The organism is Formosa sediminum (genome assembly GCF_007197735.1).
Taxonomy (GTDB): Bacteria; Bacteroidota; Bacteroidia; order Flavobacteriales; family Flavobacteriaceae; genus Formosa; species Formosa sediminum.
In genome coordinates, this window is the sequence record NZ_CP041637.1 from 919468 (window position 1) to 942431 (window position 22964).

General features: G+C 30.4%; 18 protein-coding genes. 12 read left to right on the forward strand and 6 right to left on the reverse strand.

Annotated features, from left to right (window positions below; translation table 11 throughout):
* The first annotated feature begins 39 nt into the window (after positions 1–39).
* The 3 genes from FNB79_RS04115 to FNB79_RS04125 all read left to right on the forward strand — a co-directional run bounded on the left by FNB79_RS04115 (position 40) and on the right by FNB79_RS04125 (position 2735).
* The gene (locus FNB79_RS04115; protein ID WP_143380099.1) at positions 40–1698 is read left to right on the forward strand and encodes a sensor histidine kinase; all 1659 of its coding nucleotides are present in this window, start codon (positions 40–42) and stop codon (positions 1696–1698) included.
* Positions 1691–2323: a response regulator gene (locus FNB79_RS04120; protein WP_143380100.1), complete on the forward strand. Its 633-nt coding sequence runs from the start codon at positions 1691–1693 to the stop codon at positions 2321–2323. The genes FNB79_RS04115 and FNB79_RS04120 overlap by 8 nt, the downstream gene beginning before the upstream one ends.
* Positions 2324–2426: 103 nt before the next feature.
* Entirely contained in the window at positions 2427–2735 is a 309-nt protein-coding gene (locus FNB79_RS04125) for a hypothetical protein (RefSeq protein ID WP_143380101.1), read from the forward strand.
* Between the two features lie 64 nt (positions 2736–2799).
* Here the strand turns inward: FNB79_RS04125 and FNB79_RS04130 are convergent, their stop codons facing one another.
* Genes FNB79_RS04130 through FNB79_RS04140 form a run of 3 tightly spaced genes read right to left on the reverse strand, consistent with a single transcriptional unit; the run spans position 2800 to position 4846 of the window.
* A complete protein-coding gene (locus FNB79_RS04130; RefSeq protein ID WP_246073328.1) occupies positions 2800–3519 on the reverse strand; it encodes a tetratricopeptide repeat protein in 720 nt (239 codons plus the stop codon).
* Between the two features lie 60 nt (positions 3520–3579).
* The gene (locus FNB79_RS04135; RefSeq protein ID WP_143380102.1) at positions 3580–3897 is read right to left on the reverse strand and encodes a heavy metal-binding domain-containing protein; all 318 of its coding nucleotides are present in this window, start codon (positions 3895–3897) and stop codon (positions 3580–3582) included.
* Positions 3898–3913: 16 nt separating this feature from the next.
* Positions 3914–4846: an SPFH domain-containing protein gene (locus FNB79_RS04140; RefSeq protein WP_143380103.1), complete on the reverse strand. Its 933-nt coding sequence runs from the start codon at positions 4844–4846 to the stop codon at positions 3914–3916.
* A gap of 296 nt (positions 4847–5142) precedes the next feature.
* Here FNB79_RS04140 and FNB79_RS04145 point away from each other — a divergent pair, with 296 nt between their 5' ends.
* On the forward strand, positions 5143–6957 hold the full coding sequence (locus FNB79_RS04145; RefSeq protein ID WP_143380104.1) for a T9SS type A sorting domain-containing protein: 1815 nt from the start codon (positions 5143–5145) through the stop codon (positions 6955–6957).
* A gap of 84 nt (positions 6958–7041) precedes the next feature.
* Here FNB79_RS04145 and gltX read toward each other — a convergent pair whose 3' ends face one another.
* Complete coding sequence (gene gltX / locus FNB79_RS04150; protein ID WP_143380105.1) at positions 7042–8553, reverse strand: glutamate--tRNA ligase; 1512 nt, start codon at positions 8551–8553, stop codon at positions 7042–7044.
* Positions 8554–8717: 164 nt separating this feature from the next.
* On the opposite strand from gltX, the gene FNB79_RS04155 reads away from it, so the two are divergent.
* The 7 genes from FNB79_RS04155 to FNB79_RS04185 all read left to right on the forward strand — a co-directional run bounded on the left by FNB79_RS04155 (position 8718) and on the right by FNB79_RS04185 (position 19644).
* On the forward strand, positions 8718–12119 hold the full coding sequence (locus tag FNB79_RS04155; protein WP_143380106.1) for a hypothetical protein: 3402 nt from the start codon (positions 8718–8720) through the stop codon (positions 12117–12119).
* A 2-nt stretch (positions 12120–12121) separates the two neighbouring features.
* Positions 12122–12532 (forward strand): rRNA maturation RNase YbeY, encoded by a 411-nt coding sequence (gene ybeY, locus FNB79_RS04160; protein WP_143380107.1) that lies wholly within the window; start codon positions 12122–12124, stop codon positions 12530–12532.
* Positions 12533–12638: 106 nt separating this feature from the next.
* Positions 12639–14510: a tRNA uridine-5-carboxymethylaminomethyl(34) synthesis enzyme MnmG gene (mnmG, locus tag FNB79_RS04165; protein ID WP_143380108.1), complete on the forward strand. Its 1872-nt coding sequence runs from the start codon at positions 12639–12641 to the stop codon at positions 14508–14510.
* 99 nt (positions 14511–14609) lie between these two features.
* Positions 14610–15467 (forward strand): class I SAM-dependent methyltransferase, encoded by an 858-nt coding sequence (locus FNB79_RS04170; RefSeq protein WP_143380109.1) that lies wholly within the window; start codon positions 14610–14612, stop codon positions 15465–15467.
* A 230-nt stretch (positions 15468–15697) separates the two neighbouring features.
* The gene (locus FNB79_RS04175; RefSeq protein ID WP_143380110.1) at positions 15698–16210 is read left to right on the forward strand and encodes an OmpH family outer membrane protein; all 513 of its coding nucleotides are present in this window, start codon (positions 15698–15700) and stop codon (positions 16208–16210) included.
* Between the two features lie 207 nt (positions 16211–16417).
* Positions 16418–18787 carry a TonB-dependent receptor gene (locus tag FNB79_RS04180; protein ID WP_143380111.1) on the forward strand — a complete coding sequence of 790 codons (2370 nt, stop codon included), beginning with the start codon at positions 16418–16420 and terminating at the stop codon, positions 18785–18787.
* Positions 18788–18792: 5 nt separating this feature from the next.
* Positions 18793–19644: a DUF4249 domain-containing protein gene (locus tag FNB79_RS04185; RefSeq protein ID WP_143380112.1), complete on the forward strand. Its 852-nt coding sequence runs from the start codon at positions 18793–18795 to the stop codon at positions 19642–19644.
* Positions 19645–19904: 260 nt separating this feature from the next.
* Here FNB79_RS04185 and FNB79_RS04190 read toward each other — a convergent pair whose 3' ends face one another.
* Together FNB79_RS04190 and FNB79_RS04195 are read right to left on the reverse strand one after the other, a co-directional pair.
* Positions 19905–20309, reverse strand: coding sequence for a DoxX family protein (locus tag FNB79_RS04190; protein ID WP_143380113.1), 405 nt, complete (start codon positions 20307–20309; stop codon positions 19905–19907).
* 7 nt (positions 20310–20316) lie between these two features.
* Positions 20317–21468, reverse strand: coding sequence for a DNA polymerase III subunit (locus FNB79_RS04195; RefSeq protein WP_143380114.1), 1152 nt, complete (start codon positions 21466–21468; stop codon positions 20317–20319).
* Positions 21469–21675: 207 nt separating this feature from the next.
* Here FNB79_RS04195 and FNB79_RS04200 point away from each other — a divergent pair, with 207 nt between their 5' ends.
* Entirely contained in the window at positions 21676–22863 is a 1188-nt protein-coding gene (locus tag FNB79_RS04200; RefSeq protein ID WP_143380115.1) for a phosphoglycerate kinase, read from the forward strand.
* Positions 22864–22964 lie beyond the last annotated feature (101 nt).

Genomic DNA, 22964 nt, shown 5'->3' on the forward strand with positions numbered 1-22964 from the left:
TTTAATTAGTATACATCTTTTAAAACTAGAAGTGTTTTCATGAATTTAAAAACCTTAATTGTTATTATTATTAATAGTTTAGTATTTGTTGTAATACTTATGCTTTCTGTTACGTTTTATAACGAGTTTTCTAAGGTTTTAAATGATAGAATTTTATTACAATTAAACTCTGTAAAAACCTTAAAACAAATTCAGGTAGAGAACTTAATTACTAGCGAATGGCAAGCGTTTTTAAAAGGCAATACTTCGGCATCGCGTTTAGATACCATTCCAATTACTATTCCTAATGCCATTTTAGAAACTGAAGGGATACACGATTTAACGCTGTTTAATGAAAGTGGGCATACCTCTATAGGATTTATTACTACAGTAAACAAACAGCCTCAGGTTAAAATTATCCCTTATTATAAAATCAAAAATATTTTATTGGAGCGTGCAGGAATGGGGCATACAGGAGAATCGTATTTGGTAGGTTCAGATTCATCAATGCGTACGCAATCTAGGTTTTTTCCAAAGCAAATTCCATCAACCATAAAAACACAAACCATAGGTGTACAAGATGCTCTTGCAGGAAGTAGTGGTAAAGGTGTTTTTAAAGATTATCGTGGTGTAGAAGTTTATAGCGTATACAGTCCTGTAAACATCTCTAATTTAAAATTAGTAATACTTTCAGAAATAGATACTAGCGAAGTAAAAGCACCATTAAGACAACTTAAGTTAAAATTATTTGGACTTACAATTTTAATACAAGCTCTAGCTATTATTTTATCACTTTTCCTCACTCGTATTATTACAAATCCTATTACAAATATGAGGAAAAGTTTAAAAATTATGGCAGCTGGAGATTATAAGCGAACCGAACACTTTGTAAAAAACTCTACTGAAATTAAAGATATGTTCGAGGCTTTAGACAGTTTAAAAAAATCGTTATTAGGCGCTGTTAATTTTTCTAATGAATTAGGAAAAATGAATCTTAATTCTGAATATATTCCTAAAAGTAGTAACGATGTTTTAGGTAAAAGTCTCATAAAAATGAGAGATAAACTTATAGAATTCAGAACCAAAGAACTTAAACATAGTATTACTACTAAACGTCAATTGGTAGATGGTTTAGAGAATGAAAGACGTCGCCTATCTCGCGAGTTACACGATGGTATTGGTCCGTTATTAACAGCTTTAAAATTTTATATAGAAAATCATATAGATGATAAAAATCAGAAGTCAGAAATGATACGCATACTAGATGCTACTATTTCTGAAATTCGTTTAATGTCTAACGCTTTAATGCCATCTACTATAGATGATTTTGGAGTAGGAGTGGCCTTAACAAATTTTGTAAATCAGATAGAAAAAACGTCTGGAATATCTATAGAATTTGAAGATTTAACTTCTGATAAGACGAGTAAAATTACAAAAAATCAAGCCATTAATATTTTTAGAATAGGGCAGGAGTTAGTAAACAATGCACTTAAACATTCTCATGCTAAAAACATTAGAATTTCCCTCTCAGAATTCGATGAATTTATATCGCTTTTTTATTTTGATGATGGTATAGGTTTTAATGTTAACAAAGTAAAATTAGGATCTGGTATTATTAATATTAAAGAGCGTGTAGAGATTTGTAACGGAGAGATTACAATACAATCTAATTCAGAAAATACAACTATAGAAATTGAATTCCCGATAGATTATGAGTAAGATAAAAATAGTTATTGCAGACGATCATGAATTGTTTAGAAATGGTTTAAAAGAGTTACTTATAAAACATGATGATATTGAAGTTTTAGAAGCTGTAGGCGATGGTAAACAATTTTTAGAATGTATAGAAAAATTAAATACTATAGATATTGTTTTACTAGATTTAAGTATGCCAAATATGGATGGTTTTCAGGTTTTGAAAAAGCTTAAAAATTTAAATCAAGATATAAAACCAATAGTTATTTCTATGCATGATGATGGCAATTATATTGCTAAAAGTGCTAAATCTGGAGCTTATAGTTATGTGCTTAAAAACACAGACGAAGACGAGCTTATTAAAGTGATTAGAATTGTGTCTTTGGGTAAAAAATACTTTAGTCCAAGCATCTCTGAAAAGATGATAAATTTTATGTCTGAAAATAAAGTAAGTGAAGACCTAATCTCTAATAAAGAACAGGAAGTTTTGGTTTTAATTTCTGAAGGATTAACCACAAAAGAAATTGCCGCTAAACTATTTGTAAGCACGAGAACTATTGAAACCCATCGTGCAAATATTTTAAAAAAATTAGATGTTAAGAATACTGCTGAATTGATAAAAAAAGCAACCAAAATTAATTTAATTTAACAGCGTATCCGTATTTATACGGATAGCGATTACGTGGTAACTGCTACCCGTAACACCATGTTGCTGTGTGTAACTTTGTATTAAACAAAAAAACATAGCAATTATGAAAAATATATATTTAGTTTTAGGTTTAATTTTTGTCTCTACAACTGTTGCTTTTGCACAAGATAGAAATGAGTTTAAGGGCCCAGAATATAAAAATTATAAAGTTTGGGAACATGAAACTACACCTAAATTAATTTATACAACTACAAATAAAGAAGTGGTTACTGGCCCAGAATTTAAGAATAAAAAACAATGGGACCGACAAGAAGAAAAACAAAATTATACAGCAATTACTATTGGTACAGAGCGTTCAAAATTAAAAGGTCCAGCTTATAAAAATTATAAGCATTGGAAAAAAAATAACTAGTGTTTTATTATTTTATTAGGTTAAAAACAAGAGCCTTAATCTTAAGATTAAGGCTCTTTCATGTTTATTTACTTAAATAAGCATCTAACGGAATTAAAATATTTTCTGCAGTACTCATTTCTTGTGAAAGATTTTGAGCTTCTGTAATCATTTCAGGAGTTAAATCTTGGGTTGCACTAATGTTATTTTTAGCCTGATTTTGAGGAGATGTATCTGTAGTTGCTGAAATTAATAAAAGGGCAATACCCGCAACTTTATTTACTTCTACACCTTGACCGCGTATATATAGCATTCCTAAATTCCCTACAGCTAGTCCATCACCTTGTAGTGAAGCTTTACGATACCAGGAATTTGCTTTAGTATAATCTATAGTAGTACCATATCCATTTTCATAACTTACACCTAAATTAAATTGTGCTGCAGAATTACCTTGATTGGCCGATTTTTCATACCATAAAAAGGCTTCATTAGGATTTTTATTAACACCAAGTCCTTGTTCATACATTAATCCTACATTAAATTGTGCAAAGTCATGTCCTTCATTGGCAGCAGCTAAAAATTCTTTAAATGCTAAAGGCATATCATTAGCTTCTACAGCTTTAATTCCAGATTCAAAATACGCTTCACCTTTTGTAAGTGTGTCTTGAGAGGTGTTTTCTTGTTGTGTTTCTTCAGGAGTAGAAGTTGCTTCTAGCTGTTGTTTTGGGTTGTCTTTACAAGACATAAGCACAAATAGGCAGGTTGATAATAAAAAAATGCGATGGTTAAATGTGAATGTTTTCAAAGTTTTATTTTAAAAATTTATTTCTACATATAATTACACAAATGTAATTAAATAAGAACATTAAAATTTTACAGCAGTACCAGATGCAGTTACCATTAACATGCCGCCATTTGGTCCAACCGTTTCATAATCTAAATCTAGACCAACAATACCATGTGCACCTAATTGTTCAGCACGTTCTTTTATTTCTTTTAAAGCACTATCTTTTGCTTCTCTTAACACAGATTCGTAAGAGCTAGATCGTCCGCCAACTACATCGCGAATTCCAGCAAAAAAGTCTTTTATAAAATTAGCTCCAATAATAGTTTCTCCAGTAACTATACCTAAATATTCTGTAATCTTTTTAGTTTCAAGCGTAGGTGTGGTTGTAATTATCATAGTTATATAATTGTATTTATTCCTCTAAATTCTTTGGTTTGTTTTTAGCTTCTTTCATAGCTTCTCCTATTTGATTACTTGCAACAAAACTTGTTACCATATCGTTTAACATATTACTACCCGTTTGTGGAGAGTTTGGTAGTAAAATTAAATTACTATTAGTTTCTTCACCTAAAGATTGTAAAGTATCATAATGTTGTGTAACTACAATTAATGCAGAAGCTTCTTGAGAATTTATTCCTACTCGGTTTAATACCTCTACAGATTCTTCTAAACCACGTGCAATTTCACGACGTTGGTCTGCAATACCTTGTCCTTGTAAACGTTTACTTTCTGCTTCTGCTTTTGCTTTTTCAACGATTAAAATACGTTGTGCATCTCCTTCAAATTGCGCGGCTATTTTTTCACGTTCAGAGGCATTAATACGGTTCATGGCTGCTTTAACTTGTGCATCTGGATCTATATCTGTTACCAAGGTTTTAATAATATCATAACCATAATCAAGCATTGCATCGTTAAGTTCTGTTTTTACTGCAATAGCGATATCATCTTTTTTAACAAATACATCGTCTAATTTCATTTTAGGAACTTCTGCACGTACTACATCAAATACATAAGATGTGATCTGATCGTGTGCATAATCTAATTTATAAAATGCATCATACACTTTATCTTGTATCACTTTAAATTGTACAGAAATTTTTAAACGTACAAATACATCGTCTAGAGTTTTAGTTTCTACAATAACATCTAATTGCTGAATTTTTAAACTCATTCTACCAGCAATGCGATCAATAAATGGAATTTTCATTTGTAGCCCTGAATGGCGAATACTATTAAATTTTCCGAAGCGCTCTATTATTGCTGCCGATTGTTGTTTGACAGTAAAAAAGGAAAGGAATAGTACAACTAAAAGTAAGAATACAATAGGAATAAATAAAACAGACATAGTTAAGATTTTAATAGTTAGTATTTTTATCACTAAAATTAGCTTATTATTTTGATTCTGTTAAGTAATATCAATTTAAAACTAATTATAACTTGTTAATAGGTATACTAAACATCCTAAAACGTTACAGTATAATTTATGATTTTTTATATAAAATGTATATTTCTTAGATGAACTACATGAATAATATACTTTCGTCCTCTAAAATTTATATTTCATCGTTTTTAAAGAATATTATCAAACGGATTAATTGGTAAAATGATATATTTGGTTTGCTTTTACTCAAACCTACTATTATGATTCATAGATTATTAACGCTTTTTTTTATAGTGTTTTTTTTCAACCAAATATCCTATGCTCAGAATCAAAAAGAACTTATCGCTACCTCTTGGATAAATTCTAAGTTTGCATCTTTGAGGACCCAAACTACTTACGACTTAAAGAAAAATTTTAATCAGGCTGGCGCATCTGGTGAAACATTTAGATATGGACAATATATAAATAACGTTCCAGTATTAAATGCTTCTGTTGCTGTACATGTCTCTCCTAATAATGAAGTTACTTACAATTCTGGCAATTTTGATACTGCCATTACCACTATTAACACTACGCCAAAGATAACTGCAGATCAGGCCGTATATTTAGCTGCTAAACATTTAGGAATTGATGGTACAATTACACAAAAAGAGTCTAAACTTTACATTTACAATAATAACGGTATTACACAATTAGTGTATCGCGTTACTACTAATTCTAAAACTTTAGATGGGTTTTGGGAAACACTTGTTAATGCTAAAACTTCAGAAATAATTAGTAGTACAGATATTGCACATTATTATCATGGACATGACAACGGACATGAAGATTTTGGTGCACGCGCAGAAGAATCATTAGTCGAGGCTCAAGGAAAAATTTTTAATCCAGATCCTTTGTCTGTTACAGGTGAAACTTATGGTGGATATTTTATTGATAATGATGATACTACTAATCAATATTTAGATGATGCTAGAATAGATGTTAAGTTTAATATAACTAAAAATGTTGCTGGTGTTTACCAATTAAAAGGTGATTATTTAGAAATTAAAGAGATACAGAATCCTGAAACCGGTTTATTTGAACAACATTCTCCTATATTTAATTTTACTAGAGATGAAGATGGTTTTGAAGCTGTTAATGCTTATTATCATATAGATAAGAATATGAGATATATAAATGAAACTTTAGGTATCGAATTAAAATCTATGTTTAACGATGGTATAATTTATTACGATCCGCATGCTTTTAATGGTGCAGATAATTCTTCTTATGGTGGTGGAGTTTTAAAATTTGGAACAGGAGGAGTAGATGATGCAGAAGATGCCGATGTAATTGTGCATGAATTAGGTCATGGTATACACGAATGGTTAATACAAAGTAGTATTTCTCAAGTAGAAGGTTTAAGCGAGGGATTTGGAGATTATTGGGCACAGTCTTATAGTAGAGGTTTAGATCGTTACAATAGTTTTAAAACTAGTTCTACTTACAACGATCTTTTTAAATGGGATGGACATAATGAATTTTGGAGCGGTCGAGTTACTGATTATGAAGCACAATATCCTGAAGGATTAGTTAATAAAATACATACTGACGGACAAATATTTGCAAGTACTTTAATGCAAGTATGGGAGTTTTTAGGAAAAGAAACTACAGATAAAATCGTATTGGAAGGTTTAGCAATGACAAGTTCTGAAACAAATCAAGCCGAAGCTATTGAAGCCATTCGTCAAGCTGCTATTGATATGGGATTGGATTGTAGTAATACTGAATATATAACAACTATTTTTAATGATAGAGGTTACGGATTAGAACCTTATGAATGCGAAAGATTAAGTGTTGATGATACCGATATTTCTAAAATTAAAATTTATCCAAATCCAGCATCGTCAGTTATAAACTTTAAAAATATTACAGATCAGCATGATATAGTAATTTATAATATGATGGGACAACGTGTACTTAATTACACCATCTCAAGGTCTAACAATACGGTTAATGTTTCAAGTTTATCTAAAGGCATGTATGTGGTTTCTTTTAAAAACTATTCGGTTAATTTTAAATTTATTAAACAATAAAGCAATCACTTTTAATTCAAATACGCGTATAAAAAAAGCACGTTTAATAACGTGCTTTTTTGTATTTATAATATGAAGTAAAAATTAAATAGTTGCAGCTAAATTTTCTATTCGTTTAATAGATTCTTGTTTACCTATCATAAACATAATATCGAAAACATCTGGACCTTGTAAAGCACCTACTAAGGCTAGACGTAATGGCATCATTACTTTCCCAAAGCCTATTTCTTTAGCCGTAATCCATCCTTTAATAGCATTTTGAAGCGTTTCTGTAGTTACATCTTCCACTGTGTTAATAACTGTCGTTAATTCTTCTAAAAGTGCTTTAGTGTCGTCTTTAATGGCTTTTTTGTATGCTTTCTCGTCGTAAGTTTTAGGTGCTTCGAAAAAGAAGTGACTTAAATCCCACAAATCAGAAACAAAAGTGGCGCGTTCTTTAATTAAATTAACAACCATTGCGACGTAATTTACATCAATATCGTTTAATTCTTTTTGTTGTGCTTTAAATGTTTCTGCAAGTTCGTCGTTATTTTGCTCTTGCATATAATGGTGATTAAACCATTTAATTTTATCCGGATCAAAACGAGCACCTGCTTTATTTACTCGTGCTATATCAAAAGCGTCAACGAGTTCATCTACACTAAACAATTCTTGTTCTGTTCCTGGATTCCATCCTAAAAATGCTAGAAAATTTATTACTGCATCAGCAAAATATCCATCTTCTTTGTATCCACGTGAAACATCGTTAGTTTTTGGGTCTATCCATTCTAATGGAAAAACAGGGAACCCTAATTTATCACCATCTCGCTTACTTAATTTCCCTTTACCCGTAGGTTTTAAAATTAATGGTAAATGTGCAAATTCTGGGGCTTCCCAACCAAAGGCTTGGTATAATTGGTAATGTAATGCTAAAGAAGGTAACCATTCTTCACCACGAATAACATGTGAAATTTCCATTAAATGATCGTCTACAATATTGGCTAAGTGATAAGTTGGCATGCCATCACTTTTAAATAATACTTTATCATCTAAAATATTTGTATCAATTTTTATATGTCCTCGAACCATATCTTTTAAGTGCAACGTTTCATCTTGAGGCGATTTAAAACGAATTACGTAATCTTCTCCAGCTGCTAGTTTTTCTTGCACTTCTTCAGGAGTAAGTGATAAAGAATTTGTTAATTTTAAACGATTATGCCAATTGTAAATAAACGTTTTACCATTTTGTTCGTGTTCTTTTCTATGTAAGTCTAAAGCTTCAGCAGTATCAAACGCATAGTATGCATTATTAGTTGCTATTAATTCTTCAGCATAGGCTTTGTATAAATCTTTTCGTTCACTTTGTCTGTATGGACCAAATTTTTCATTTTTTCCTGGACCTTCATCGTAAGGAATATTACACCAATTTAAAGCATTAATAATATATTCCTCGGCACCTTCTACATATCTGTTCTGATCGGTATCTTCAATACGTAAAACAAAAGTTCCGTTATGTTTTTTAGCAAATAAATAGTTGAATAAAGCAGTACGAACACCACCTATATGAAGTGGTCCTGTCGGGCTTGGTGCAAATCGCACACGAACATTTTTAGTCATGTTTTTTTATTTAAGAATGCAAAGATACTGTGATATGTGTAAAGATGAAAGCTTTAACGACAGAGATCACAATTTTATAAAATTCATTTTAACAGAAAGTTACATTTTTACACTATTATAGCTAAAATTATTATTGTAGATTAGTAGGTTAAATACTAGGGAGATTGGATAACTTTAAAATCGTAATACAAAAACTAGAAGCTTTTATAAGACGCTATTATACTAATGAACTTATAAAAGGAGGGATATTGTTTTTTTCAATTGGTTTGTTGTACTTTTTATTTACCTTACTTGTAGAGCATTTTTTTTGGTTAAACCAAACGGCTCGTGCAATCTTATTTTGGGTATTTGTTATTGTAGAAATTTTACTTTTTGTAAACTTTATACTTGTCCCAATTTTTAAATTATTTAAATTACAAAAGGGTATTAATTATGAAACGGCTTCTAAACTTATAGGGAATCATTTTCCTGAAGTTAACGACAAATTATTAAATGTATTACAACTGTATAACGATGCGTCTAAATCTGAATTGCTTTTAGCGAGTATCAATCAAAAGTCATCAGAGTTAAGTCCGGTTCCTTTTAAATTAGCTGTAAATTTTAATCATAATTTAAAGTATTTAAAATATGCAGCGCTTCCCATTTGTTTGATTTTATGTTTTGTGTTTTTGGGAAAACTAAATTGGTTTACCGATAGCTATAAAAGGGTAGTAGATTACAACACAGCTTATGAACCACCCGCACCATTTAAATTTTTTGTTATTAATGACCAATTACACGCAATCGAAAATAAAAACTTTACTTTACAAGTAGAAACAGTTGGAAGTGTCATTCCTGAACAAGTTGAAATTTCTTTTAATAATGAAAATTATCTTTTAAAATCTAAAGGATCTGGAACATTCGAATTTGTATTTAATACTCTTAAATCTGACGTCACATTTCAATTACAAGCTAACAGTGTGCGCTCAAAACCTTACAAATTAACTATAGTCGAAGTTCCAACTGTATTAAATTTTGACATGGTTTTAGATTACCCAAATTATTTAAATAAAGCTAATGAAACTTTAAAAGGCACAGGTAATGCCATCGTACCAGAAGGGACTAAAGTGACATGGCAATTACACACTAAAGCTACAGATAGTGTTCATTTATTTGCAAATGATACATTATTATTTAATAAAGATCAAGATTATTTTATTGCCTCTAAACATGTTTTATTTCCTCTTAATTACAGTTTAAGTACTAGTAATAAAAATCTTACAAACTATGAAAATTTAAGTTTTACTATAGATGTTATTAATGATCAATTTCCTGACTTAAAAGTTGAAATGGCTCAAGATTCTATAGATTTAAAAACACTATATTTTAACGGACAAGTAACCGATGATTATGGTTTATCTAAATTAAATTTAGTGTATTTTGAAACAGATAATCCTGAAGATGTTATTAAGATTCCCATGCCTCTGTCAAAATCTAATGTAGACCAATTTGTTACTGCTTTTCCAAATCAGTTACATTTAAAGGAAGGTGTTTCTTATAGTTTGTATTTTGAAGTTTTTGATAATGATGCGCTTCATAATTTTAAACGTACAAAAAGTCCTGTTTTTTCTTATCGCGAACAAACACAAAGTGAAACCAAAGATATACAATTACAACAACAACAACATACTATTGATAACTTTAATAATTCACTAAAAAAGTTTGATGAAAACGAGCAATTAATTGAACAAATATCTAATATCAATAAAACTAAAAAGCACCTTAACTTTAACGATAAAAAACAAATTCAAGATGTTTTTAAACGTCAGGAACAGCAAGAACAGCTGATGAAAAATTTTAATACTACTTTTCAAAACAATCTTGATGACTTTGAAAAAGATAATCTTAATGACCCTTTAAAAGAAGAATTAAAAAAACGACTTAAGGACAACGAAAATCAATTAAAACAAGATGAAAAGTTATTAGATGAACTTCAGAAATTGCAAGAAAAAATTAGTGATGAAGAACTATCAGATAAATTTAAATACTTAAATAAACAGAATAAAAAACAAAAACGGAGTTTAGAACAGCTTGTAGAATTAACTAAACGGTTTTATGTTGCAAAAAAAATCGAAAAGTTACAGCAAGATTTAGAGACTTTAGCCAACGAACAATTAGAGTTAGCAGATAAACCCAAATCTGAAAACACTTCAAAAAAACAAGATGAACTTAATAAACAATTTAATGATTTTCAAAACGATTTAGATGCTTTAGAAAATGAAAATAAAGCATTAAAAAAACCAATGGATTTACCTAGAGATTCTGAATCAGAATCGCAAATAGATAATTTACAAAAAGAAGCATCACAAGATTTAAAAGAAAGTGAATCTACAGAAGATTCAGATTCAAAATCGGCAGAGTCTGAAGCTAAGAAAAAGCAAAAGCAGTCTGGACAAAAAATGAAACAAATGAGTCAGTCTATGCAACAATCTATGCAAATGTCTAGTGGTGAACAAATGGAAGAAGATGCTGAGATACTTAGACAAATTTTAGATAATTTACTAATTTTTTCTTTCGATGAAGAAGCATTAATGAATCAATTTAAAAGTATAGAAGCACATGATAATAGTTATGCTAAATACTTACGTAAACAACACGATCTAAGAGAATATTTTGAACATGTGGATGATAGTTTGTTTTCTTTGTCTTTAAGACAACCTATGTTATCTGAGCAAGTAAATAATGAAGTCACTAAAATTTATAATTATTTAGATCTTTCTCTTGAAGAATTTTCCGAGAATTTAATATATCAAGGCATTTCATCTCAACAATATGTGTTCACATCTGCTAATGTTTTGGCAGATATTTTGAGTAATATACTGGATAATATGGAAGACCAATTAAATGCATCTTCGTCTTCTGCTTCTGGACAGGGTAGTGGTAAACAGTCTAGTAAATCAGAAGGTCAGCTTCAAGATATCATTATGAGTCAAGAGCAACTTAATAAACAAATGCAACAACAAATGGAAGGTGAAGGGTCTAGCAAAGGTGAGGGCGAAGGTAATGAAAAAGAAAGTGAAAGTGGTGAGTCTGGAGATTCAGGATCTGATGGTAACGATAAGCAAGGTTCCAAGGAAGGTGATGGAAATTCTAATAATAATGGTAAACTAAATTCTAATGAATCTTTAAATGGTGAATTATTTTCCATATACCAAAAACAACAAGAGTTACGTAATCAACTTCAAGATTTGATGGATCAAGAAGGCTTAACTAGAGATGCACAAAATCTTTTAAAGCAAATGGAAGATGTAGAAATGGATTTATTAAATGATGGGTTTACACAAAAGACTTTAGAAAAAATGATGAATTTTGAACATCAACTTTTAAAGCTTCAAGATGCGACTTTTCAGCAAGAGCAAGAAAAACAGAGACAATCTAAAACTAATGATTTAGAATTTAATAATACTTCTACAGATAAATTACCCCATGCTAAACAATATTTTAATACTATAGAGATATTAAACAGACAAATCCTACCTTTGCAGCAAAGTTTTAAAAATAAGGTACAACTTTACTTTAATAAATAATTATGGTATATTTTAATTATGAAACCGATTTTGAATTAGTCAATGAAGATGTGTTAGCTAATTGGATAAATACGACTATTGTTAAAGAAGGTTGTAAAGAAGGTGAAATTAATTATATTTTTTGTGATGATGAGTATCTACATAAATTAAATGTGGAGTTTTTAGATCATGATACGCTTACTGATGTGATTAGTTTTGATTATTGTGTTGGTAAAGAAATTCATGGAGATATTTATATTTCTATAGAACGTGTAAAAGATAATGCAATTGATTTTAAAAATGACTTTATAGACGAATTACACCGTGTTATTATTCACGGAATATTGCATTATTGCGGTTATAAAGACAAGTCAGAATCAGATGCTACACTCATGAGGAGCAAAGAAGATTATTACCTTTCTATTCTACAATAGTTAATTTGTTCCACGTGGAACATGTGTATCTCATTTTTAATTATTCTTTTTTATAACTATATGTTCCACGTGGAACATGTGATTTTTAATTTTTAAATTTAATATCATGTTTGATAAAGTTTATGATGTTATAGTTGTTGGTGCTGGACATGCAGGAAGTGAAGCTGCTGCATCAGCTGCAAATATGGGAAGTAGTACATTGTTAATTACAATGAATTTGCAAAACATAGCTCAAATGTCTTGTAATCCTGCTATGGGAGGTATTGCTAAAGGACAAATTGTGCGCGAAATAGATGCTTTAGGTGGTTATAGTGGAATTGTTAGTGATACATCTGCAATTCAATTTAAAATGCTAAATAAATCTAAAGGTCCTGCAATGTGGAGTCCAAGAGTGCAAAGTGATCGTATGCGTTTTGCTGAAGACTGGAGAATGATGTTAGAACAAACTCCAAATTTAGATTTTTATCAGGACATGGTTTCTGGATTAATAATAGAGAAACATAAAGTGGTTGGTGTAAAAACATCTTTAGGTATAGTGGTAAGAGCTAAATCTGTGGTGTTAACCAATGGTACCTTTTTAAATGGTTTAATTCATATTGGTGATAAAAACTTTGGCGGCGGTAGAGCAGGGGAACGTGCTGCAACTGGTATCACGGAACAACTTGTGGATTTAGGTTTTCAATCTGGAAGAATGAAAACAGGAACACCACCTCGAGTGGATGGGCGTTCTTTAGATTATTCTAAAATGATTGAACAGCCTGGTGATGATACTCCAGAAAAATTCTCCTATTCAGATGTTACAAAACCATTAACTACACAACGTTCTTGTTATATGACTTACACTAGTAATTTGGTGCACGATTTACTACGTGAAGGGTTTGATCGTTCTCCTATGTTTAATGGACGAATTAAAAGTTTAGGCCCAAGATATTGTCCGTCTATAGAAGATAAAATTAATCGTTTTGCAGATAAAGATCGTCATCAATTATTTATTGAGCCTGAAGGATGGAACACCTGTGAGGTATATGTAAATGGTTTTTCAACTTCACTTCCAGAAGATGTTCAGTTTAAAGCTTTGCGTTCTGTGGCAGGATTTGAAAATGTAAAATTTTTCAGACCAGGTTATGCTATCGAGTACGATTATTTTCCCCCAACGCAATTAAAACATACTTTAGAGACTAAGTTGGTTGAAGGTTTATATTTTGCTGGACAAATAAATGGAACAACAGGTTATGAAGAAGCCGCTTCTCAAGGTTTAATGGCAGGTATAAATGCAAGTCTAAAAGTACAAGAACGTGACGAATTTATACTTAAACGCAATGAAGCTTATATAGGAGTTTTAATTGATGATTTAATTACAAAAGGGACAGAGGAACCTTATCGTATGTTTACGTCTCGTGCAGAGTATAGAACATTGTTAAGACAAGATAATGCAGATTTTAGATTAACGCCTAAAGGGTTTGAAATTGGTTTAGCTTCTGAGAAGCGTTTAAAACGTATGGAAGATAAACATAACAAAGCGGAACAATTTGTTCAGTTTTTTAAAGATTTGAGTGTTAAACCAGAAGTTGTAAATCCGATTTTAGATGACAAAGAATCTGCATTAGTAAATCAATCAGGTAAATTATTCAAAATTTTTGCTCGTCCAAATATTGAGATGAATGATGTACGTAAGATAAATGAAGTAGAACAATATATTACAGATAATAATTTAGATCGCGAAATTATTGAACAAACAGAAATACAAGTTAAGTATGCTGGCTATATTGAAAAGGAAAAAAATAATGCAGATAAGTTAACACGTTTAGAAGATATTAAAATTCCACCCAACTACGATTATTCACAGATTAAATCAATGAGCTTTGAAGCAAGAGAAAAGTTAAGAAAAATTCAGCCTACAAGTATATCTCAAGCCTCAAGAATTAGTGGTGTATCCCCTAATGATATTTCTGTTTTATTAGTATATATGGGTAGATAATATTTTTTGTTCCACGTGGAACGTGTGTATTTTTTTTTTAAAACTAGTTATAACTTATTATATTTTGAAATATAAATTCAAGATTTCAAATTTAATTTCATGAATAAAACATCAAATTCAGTGTATTTAAAATGTAAAGATCATACTGTAAGTTCAGAGCAATTTGATTTATTACACGATTTAGAATTAGATATTTTGATTACTTCTCCACAACCTAAAATAGAAGATCTTGGAAGGTATTATGAAAGTGAAGATTATATTTCTCATACAGATGCTAAGCGTAATGTGTTTGAAAAATTATATCATGTAGTAAAAGGAGTGGCCTTAAAACGTAAATTAAAATTAATTAATAGTTTTAATACGTCTGAAAAAACACTTTTAGATGTAGGTTGTGGAACTGGAGATTTTTTGCAAACGGCAAAATCTAATGCTTGGAAAGTTTATGGTATAGAACCGGATAGTAATGCACGTAATTTAGCTATTACGAAAGTGGGGAATTCTGTTTTCGATTCAGCTAAAATTAACGAATTGCCACAAAATTCTTTTGATGTTATTACGCTTTGGCATGTTTTAGAACATTTGCCAAATTTAAATATGCATATTGCAAACTATAAGCGTTTATTAAAAAAAGATGGTGTGCTAATTGTTGCTGTGCCAAATTTTAAAAGTTTTGATGCAACATATTATAAATCGGTTTGGGCGGCTTTTGATGTGCCCAGACATCTATGGCATTTTTCGCAAACAGGAATCTCAAAGTTATTTGCTAAGCATGATTTTAAAGTAGTAAAAACATTACCAATGATTTTTGATGCTTTTTATGTAAGCTTACTTTCTGAAAAGTATAAAACTGGTAAAATGAATTTTATTAAAGCTTTAAAAGTAGGTTTGCAGTCTAATTTAAAGGCAAAACAGTCTAAAGAGTATTCTTCATTAATTTATATAATTAAAAACGAGTAAATATTCATTTTAAAGCGTTTTAAGAGGTTTTTGTTTGAAAAACATGCTGTACGTAATAAAATTATAATAACGCTTTTAAAAGTTTTTAAATAAGCTTGTTTTTAATAATTTTAATTTATCGTATTTTTATCTGCTATAAAAATACGTTATAATAACTTAATAGCACCACTTTACATTATTTATCAGTCTAACTTTTCTATTTTTGTCTGTAGAAATAAATTTTAAAAACAATGAAAAAAATATCTTTATTAGTAATTTCATTAATTACTATGGCTTCTTGTCAGCAAACGCAAAAAATTGGATTTGTAGACAATTCTAAATTGATAAATGAATATCAAGAAAAAATAGATGTAGAGGCAAAATATAAAACAATGATAGAGGCGTCTAATAAAAATACAGACAGTTTGGCAAAAGCGTTCCAAGCAGAATATCAGGAATTTCAAGCTCAAGCAGCATCAATGCCTCAAGATAAAGCTCAAGCTCGTTACCAACAATTGGGACAAAAACAACAAATGTTGCAACAACAAATTCAAATGAGTGAGCAACAAATTACTGTTGAAAGTCAAAAAGAAATTGACTCATTAATTTCTAAAGTAAGAAAATTTGTAAAAGATTATGGTAAAACTAATGCTTACGATTATATTTTAGGTAGTAATGATGCTGGTAGTGTTATGTATGGAAAAGAGGGAGACGATCTAACAGACGAGCTTATTAAAGCGTTAAACGATTCTTATAAAAAATAGTGTAATTCCTATTTTAGTAAAAAAAGTCAAACATTAATATGTTTGACTTTTTTTATGTCTAAGAATTTGTAGACTTTAAGTTTTAATTGTTAACCAAAGATTACCAATTAAATTTTAATGTCATCATTTAAGTCTTTAAGCCTATATTTAACTGTGTAATACAAAAGAATTTATGTTGTTTTGTAATAAAATTAAACTGTATATATAATGAAAATAACACTTAGTGTTTGCTTTTTACTGCTTGGTGTACTTGTGTATTCGCAAGAAAATTTTTCGGTAAGCGGTACTGTTAAAGATTTTTCTAACGGAGAAACGGTATTTGGAGCTTCTGTTTATTTAGAAGGGACAACTAATGGAACAGTAACTAATGCCTACGGATTTTATTCGTTAACTGCACCTAAAGGAAATTATAAACTCATCATTTCTTATTTGGGCTATACCACAATTGTAAAAGAAATAGAACTAACTCAAAACAGAAACTATTCGTTTGAATTGGAAGAAGATAATATGACTTTAGACGAAGTTGTAATTACAGCAGAAGAATCTGAAAAAGCCAATATTCGCGATCCACAAATGAGTGTTTCTGTAATTAAAGGATCTACAATAAAAAAAATACCAGCGGTTCTTGGAGAAGTAGATTTGGTAAAATCTATACAAATGTTGCCAGGAGTAACAAATAATGGAGAAGGATCTAATGGTTTTAATGTTAGAGGTGGAGCTACAGACCAAAATTTAGTATTATTAGACGAGGCAATTATTTTTAACGAATCGCATTTATTTGGTTTTTTCTCAGTATTTAATGCAGATGTGGTTAAAGATGTAAAGTTGTACAAAGGAAATATTCCATCTAATTACGGTGGTCGCGTGTCTTCTGTGCTCGATATTCGTCAGAAAGAAGGAAATAGTAAAGATTTTAATTTAACTGGCGGAATAGGTCTAATTTCAAGCCGACTTGCTGCAGAAGGACCTTTATTTAATAGTAAAGGTTCGTTTATTGTTGCTGGACGTTCCTCTTATGCTCATCTTTTTTTAAAATTAGCAGACCAAGAAAACACGGCCTATTTTTATGATGTAAATGCAAAAGCTAATTATGAAATAAACCAAAATAATAAATTATATCTTTCTGGATACTTTGGTCGAGATATTTTAAATTTTTCAGATTCATTTGAAAATTCTTATGGTAATAGTTCGCTTAATTTACGCTGGAATCATGTATTTAACGATAAACTATTTTCAAACTTATCGGCAATTTACAGCATGTATAATTACGGATTAATTTTAAATTTTATTGGCCTAGATTGGAAGTCTGATATCAAAAATTTTAATGTTAAATACGATCTTAAATACTATTTAAATAACAAAACAACTATTGATTTTGGTGTGAGCGGGATTAACTATAATTTTAATCCTGGTGAAGTTAGACCTACAGATGAAGATTCTTCAATTAACGAAGATATTTTAGATGAAAAACGCGCTTTTGAAAGTGGAATTTACGCTAATGTGGAACATAAATTTTCAGACCGTTTAAACCTTCAATTGGGCTTGCGTTTTAGTATGTTTAATCGTTTAGGCGGACAAGCAATAGCTACTTACGAAAACGACCAACCCGTAGTTTTTAATGAAACGTACGGGATTTATGAAGAAGGTACAAAAACAGGAGAGATAGAGTACGCTAAAAACGAGTCTATCAAAACGTTTTCTAATTTTGAACCCCGTTTAGGTTTAGCTTATCAGTTAAACGAATCGTCTTCTGTAAAATTAGGGTATTCACGAATTGCACAATATTTACATTTATTATCTAATACGGCTAATGCCACACCTTTAGATGTGTGGACACCAAGTGGCTCTTTTATAGAACCTCAATTAGCAAATCAATATTCGGCTGGGTATTTTAAAGATTTTTCTAACGGCATGTTTTCAATAGAAACAGAGGGGTATTATAAAACAGTAGATAATAGAATTGATTATATAGATGGTTCTAGTTTAATTGCACAAAATAATATCGAAACACAGATTTTATCTGGCGAGTCTAGAGCTTATGGATTAGAGTTTTTATTCCGAAAAAATAAAGGCAGGTTTACAGGATGGTTAGCTTATACAATATCTAAGTCTGAACAACGAACACCAGGAGGTCATGCTGGTGGTCTGGGAATTAATAATGGGGAATGGTATAATACAGCTTACGATAGAACTCATGATATTTCGGTTACAGGCTCTTACGAGTTCTCGGATAAATGGAGTTTTAGCGGTAATTTTATCTTTCAAACAGGGCGTCCAACAACATATCCTGTAGGACAATATGAATACGAAGGTTTGTCTATTCCTGTGTACGATAGCCGTAATGCAAACAGGTTACCATCTTATAACCGACTAGATGTTGGCGCAACTTACACACCAAATAAAAAGCCAAATGCAAAATGGAAAGGCGAGTGGGTATTTAGTATTTATAATTTGTATAATCGAAAAAATGCCGCATCAATTTCATTCGGACAAAACTTAGAAACAGGCGTTAATGAAGCCACGCGAACAGCTATTTTTGGAATCGTTCCTTCGGTTACTTATAATTTCAAATTTTAATTATCATGAGACACAATTTATATCGTATTTTAATGGTATTGTTATGCATCTTTACGTCGTGTACAGATGTTATAGATGTAGAAGTACCAACAGCAGAAGAACGACTTGTTATAGAAGCATCTCTAGATTGGGAAAAAGGCACTCCGGGGAACAATCAAACTATAAAATTAAGTACAACAACAGCTTATTTTAATCCCGACACAAGTAATAGTGTTATAGGAGCAGAGGTAACAGTAACTCGCGATTTAGATGGGGCTGTGTACGTTTTTGAAGACCAATTAAACGGTACGTATACAACAGATAGTTTTGAAGCTATTTTAGATGAAAGTTATACCCTAAATATTGTATATAATAATGAAACCTATACAGCTACAGAAACATTATTACCAACTACAAGTATAACCCAAATTACTCAATCTAAAGATGGCGGATTTTTATCTGAAGCTTTAGAGTTAAATGTGTATTTTGATGACCCTGTTGATGAAACTAATTTCTACATTTTACGCTATTTTGAAGTGGGCGATTTTTATCCCACATTAGTAAGTGTATCTGATGAATTTTTAAACGGAAATGAAATCCATTTGTTTTTTGAAAAAGATGGAGATGATGAAGAAGAAGAATTTGAGCCTGGAGACATAGTTAATGTTAATCTTTATAATGTTTCTGAGACTTATTATAATTATATGGATATTTTGATTAGCCAATCAGGAAGTTCTGGAAATCCGTTTAGTCCTGCGCCTGTAGAATTACGCGGAAATTGTATAAATATTACAAATCCAGATAACTATCCATACGGTTATTTTAGAGTTACTCAAACAGATTTTGAAACCTATACTTTTATTGAAGATGAAGAGTAAAAAATAAAAATAAAATCACTCTTTTTAAAAGCATTAAATTTTTGAACTTAGACTAAAAAAAATAATGCTTTTTTATGCTTAATGTTCAAAATTTAAAATGCTACTAAGTCCTGTTTTTAAAAGGATTAGTTGTGATAATAAGATTAAAAAAAATAAAAATTACTGAACTTTAAAACTTCTAAAAAAAATATATTTAAAGTAGTTTTTTAATTCAAAATATATTTTTAAAAAGACTGTTTTTATTAAAAAAAATAAACACTTTAAAAATGGTGCTGAAAAAGGTAAACAGCAAATACAGAAACCGTAAAATATATGGTTATATGTCTTGCACCTTCAAAGTCTTTTGCTATACGTTGGCCTAATAAAAATAGCAGTAAGACAAGACAAGAAAAAACAGAACCGAGGAGTGAAAAATATGTCGTTTTTTCGGTAATGATTTCAAAAATTCCAAGGCTACAAAATACAGTGGTTAATAATTCTAATATTAAAATTATCACTAAAGTTACAGGTAATAATGGCAATACAAAAGTGTTTTTAAAATGCGATTTTAAAAACAAAATAGTCCCTTTCCAATCACTTAATTTATCTATAATACTCATGATATAAGTAATCACTAAAAAAATTAGAATTAGTAATTCTGTACTATGATTTAAAATTGAATTCATAGTTGGTTTAATTTTGTTTAGCGTGAAGTAATCGTGTTAGTTTTATAGATAAGTCTGTTAAAACAATTTTAGAATTTCCGTTGCGTTCAATATGGTAAATAGCATCTTGTAGGGCATCGTAAATTTCCATAATATTTCCGTTATGAATAAACGGAGCAAATTTTTCTAATTTAAAAGCAGTTTTAGGCTCTAGGTAAACCAATTCGTTTGCGCCATAATTAAGCAGCATGGCTTGACGGAAAAAATCCATACAAAAAAACAGAAATTGCTTTTGTGTTTCACGGCCTGTTTTAGCTATTTCTTCACTCCATTTTATAATATCATGAATGGCCGCTTTATTCCCTTTAGCTTTAAAAGCACTTCGAACCCAAAGTACAAACCAATCTTCAAATTGGGTATCTTCAGAGTCATGATAAACTAAATCGCAAGCTTTGTTATAATTACCATTAGATTGATGCGCTATTTTAGTAGCTATATTTTCATTTAATTGGTAGTCTCTAATAAGTGCTTCAATAATCACACTCTCTGCAAGCGCTGGAAAATGTAATACTTGACAGCGAGATCTTATGGTGTTTATAATGTGTTGTTCCTCTTCTGCAATTAAAATAAAAATGGTTTGGTTTGGTGGCTCTTCAATTAACTTTAATAATTTATTGGCTGCAGCACTATTCATTTTTTCTGCCATCCAAATAATCATTACTTTATACCCACCTTCATAAGCTTTTAAAGACAATGCTTTTACAATATCTTGGGCTTCATCTACACCAATTTGGCCTTGCTTATTATCTACACCCAGCATTTTATACCAATCAAAAAGATTTCCGTAAGGTTGCTCTTTAAGTAATTGTCGCCATTCTGTTAAAAAATGACTAGATACAGGATGAGACTTTATACTTCCAGTAGTAGTAACAGGAAATGCAAAGTGTAAATCCGGATGCGAAATATTATTAAACTTTAGATTACAAGATTCATTCCCAGTATTGTTTTCTCCATTGTTATTTTTACACAAAATATATTGAGCGTAAGCAATGGCCATAGGTAATGTTCCAGAACCTTCGGGACCAATAAATAATTGTGCATGTGGAATTCTACCATTGTCTACACTTTGTGTTAAATGGTTTTTTATATGTTCTTGACCTAAAATATCTTTAAATAACATGTGGCAAAACTAAATATTTTTTAATTAAAGCAACGGTTTTAAATGGCTATTGTTTTTAGGTTGAAATTAAGATTTATCTGTTTTTTAAGTAATGTAATCTTAAATTTTTAAAAATCTTTTAAAATAGAAAACGTTTTCGTAAAAAAACACGTTTTAAAGCTGTTTATTATTGTTTACATTTGTACAATAACATCAAAACTTTTTAAGATGAAAACACTTAATGATTTTAATTTTAATAATAAAAAAGCTTTAATTCGAGTAGATTTTAATGTGCCTTTAGACGAGGATTTTAAAGTTACAGATACTACAAGAATAGTATCTGCAAAACCAACAATTATTAAAATTTTAGAAGATGGAGGGAGTTGTGTATTAATGTCTCACTTAGGAAGACCAAAAGGTGTTCAAGATCAATTTTCTTTAAAACATATTGTAGAAGAAGTGTCTAACATATTAGGTGTTACAGTAAAATATGTATCAGACTGTGTTGGAGAGGTTGCAGAAGCTGCTGTTGCAGATCTAAAACCTGGTGAAGTTTTATTATTAGAAAACTTGCGTTATTACGCAGAGGAAACTGCCGGAGATGAAACCTTTGCAAAGCAATTATCTAAATTAGGAGATATTTACGTAAATGATGCCTTCGGTACAGCGCATAGAGCACATGCATCTACTACTATAGTGGCTCAATTTTTCCCTGAAAATAAATGTTTTGGATACTTATTAGCACAAGAAATTGAAAGTATTCAAAAAGTAATGGAAACAGGAGAAAAACCTGTATTGGCAGTTTTAGGAGGAGCTAAAGTATCTTCTAAAATTACTATTATTGAAAATATATTAGATAAAGTAGACCATTTAATTATTGGTGGAGGAATGACTTTTACATTCGTAAAAGCACAAGGTGGTCAAGTTGGAGATTCTATATGTGAAGATGATAAAATGGAATTAGCATTAGATATTTTAAAGCAAGCTAAAGCTAAAAATGTCCAAATACATATTCCTGTAGATGTGGTTGCAGCCAATGCTTTTAGTAACGATGCCGAAACTAAAATTGTAGATGTTACTGAAATTCCTGACGGATGGCAAGGTTTAGATGCTGGACCAAAATCTTTAGAAAACTTTAAAAAAGTAGTTTTAGAAAGTAAAACTATTTTATGGAATGGACCATTAGGTGTGTTTGAAATGCCAAATTTTGCTAAAGGAACTATCGCTTTAGGTGATTTTATTGCAGAATCTACTAAAAATGGTGCTTTTTCACTAGTTGGTGGTGGCGATTCTGTAGCAGCTGTTAAACAATTTGGTTTTGAAAATAAAGTAAGTTACGTAAGTACAGGAGGTGGTGCAATGTTAGAAAGTTTAGAAGGAAAAACGTTACCAGGTATTGCTGCTATTTTAGACTAATAGCTGTATTTTAATAATGAATAGAATAAGAGTTTTATACTTTTAACTTTCATTTTCAGTATAAAAAGACGAATTTAGCCGCTTTCACGTTATACCAATTA

Bases quoted from the DNA above. Each gene is read 5' to 3' on its own strand.
- ybeY (WP_143380107.1), top strand. From the start codon at position 12,122: ATGGTATATTTTAATTATGAAACCGATTTTGAATTAGTCAATGAAGAT.
- FNB79_RS04175 (WP_143380110.1), top strand. From the start codon at position 15,698: ATGAAAAAAATATCTTTATTAGTAATTTCATTAATTACTATGGCTTCT.
- FNB79_RS04180 (WP_143380111.1), top strand. From the start codon at position 16,418: ATGAAAATAACACTTAGTGTTTGCTTTTTACTGCTTGGTGTACTTGTG.
- FNB79_RS04125 (WP_143380101.1), top strand. From the start codon at position 2,427: ATGAAAAATATATATTTAGTTTTAGGTTTAATTTTTGTCTCTACAACT.
- mnmG (WP_143380108.1), top strand. From the start codon at position 12,639: ATGTTTGATAAAGTTTATGATGTTATAGTTGTTGGTGCTGGACATGCA.
- FNB79_RS04195 (WP_143380114.1), bottom strand. From the start codon at position 21,468: ATGTTATTTAAAGATATTTTAGGTCAAGAACATATAAAAAACCATTTA.
- FNB79_RS04200 (WP_143380115.1), top strand. From the start codon at position 21,676: ATGAAAACACTTAATGATTTTAATTTTAATAATAAAAAAGCTTTAATT.
- FNB79_RS04190 (WP_143380113.1), bottom strand. From the start codon at position 20,309: ATGAATTCAATTTTAAATCATAGTACAGAATTACTAATTCTAATTTTT.
- FNB79_RS04170 (WP_143380109.1), top strand. From the start codon at position 14,610: ATGAATAAAACATCAAATTCAGTGTATTTAAAATGTAAAGATCATACT.
- FNB79_RS04145 (WP_143380104.1), top strand. From the start codon at position 5,143: ATGATTCATAGATTATTAACGCTTTTTTTTATAGTGTTTTTTTTCAAC.
- FNB79_RS04135 (WP_143380102.1), bottom strand. From the start codon at position 3,897: ATGATAATTACAACCACACCTACGCTTGAAACTAAAAAGATTACAGAA.
- FNB79_RS04120 (WP_143380100.1), top strand. From the start codon at position 1,691: ATGAGTAAGATAAAAATAGTTATTGCAGACGATCATGAATTGTTTAGA.
- FNB79_RS04115 (WP_143380099.1), top strand. From the start codon at position 40: ATGAATTTAAAAACCTTAATTGTTATTATTATTAATAGTTTAGTATTT.
- gltX (WP_143380105.1), bottom strand. From the start codon at position 8,553: ATGACTAAAAATGTTCGTGTGCGATTTGCACCAAGCCCGACAGGACCA.
- FNB79_RS04185 (WP_143380112.1), top strand. From the start codon at position 18,793: ATGAGACACAATTTATATCGTATTTTAATGGTATTGTTATGCATCTTT.
- FNB79_RS04140 (WP_143380103.1), bottom strand. From the start codon at position 4,846: ATGTCTGTTTTATTTATTCCTATTGTATTCTTACTTTTAGTTGTACTA.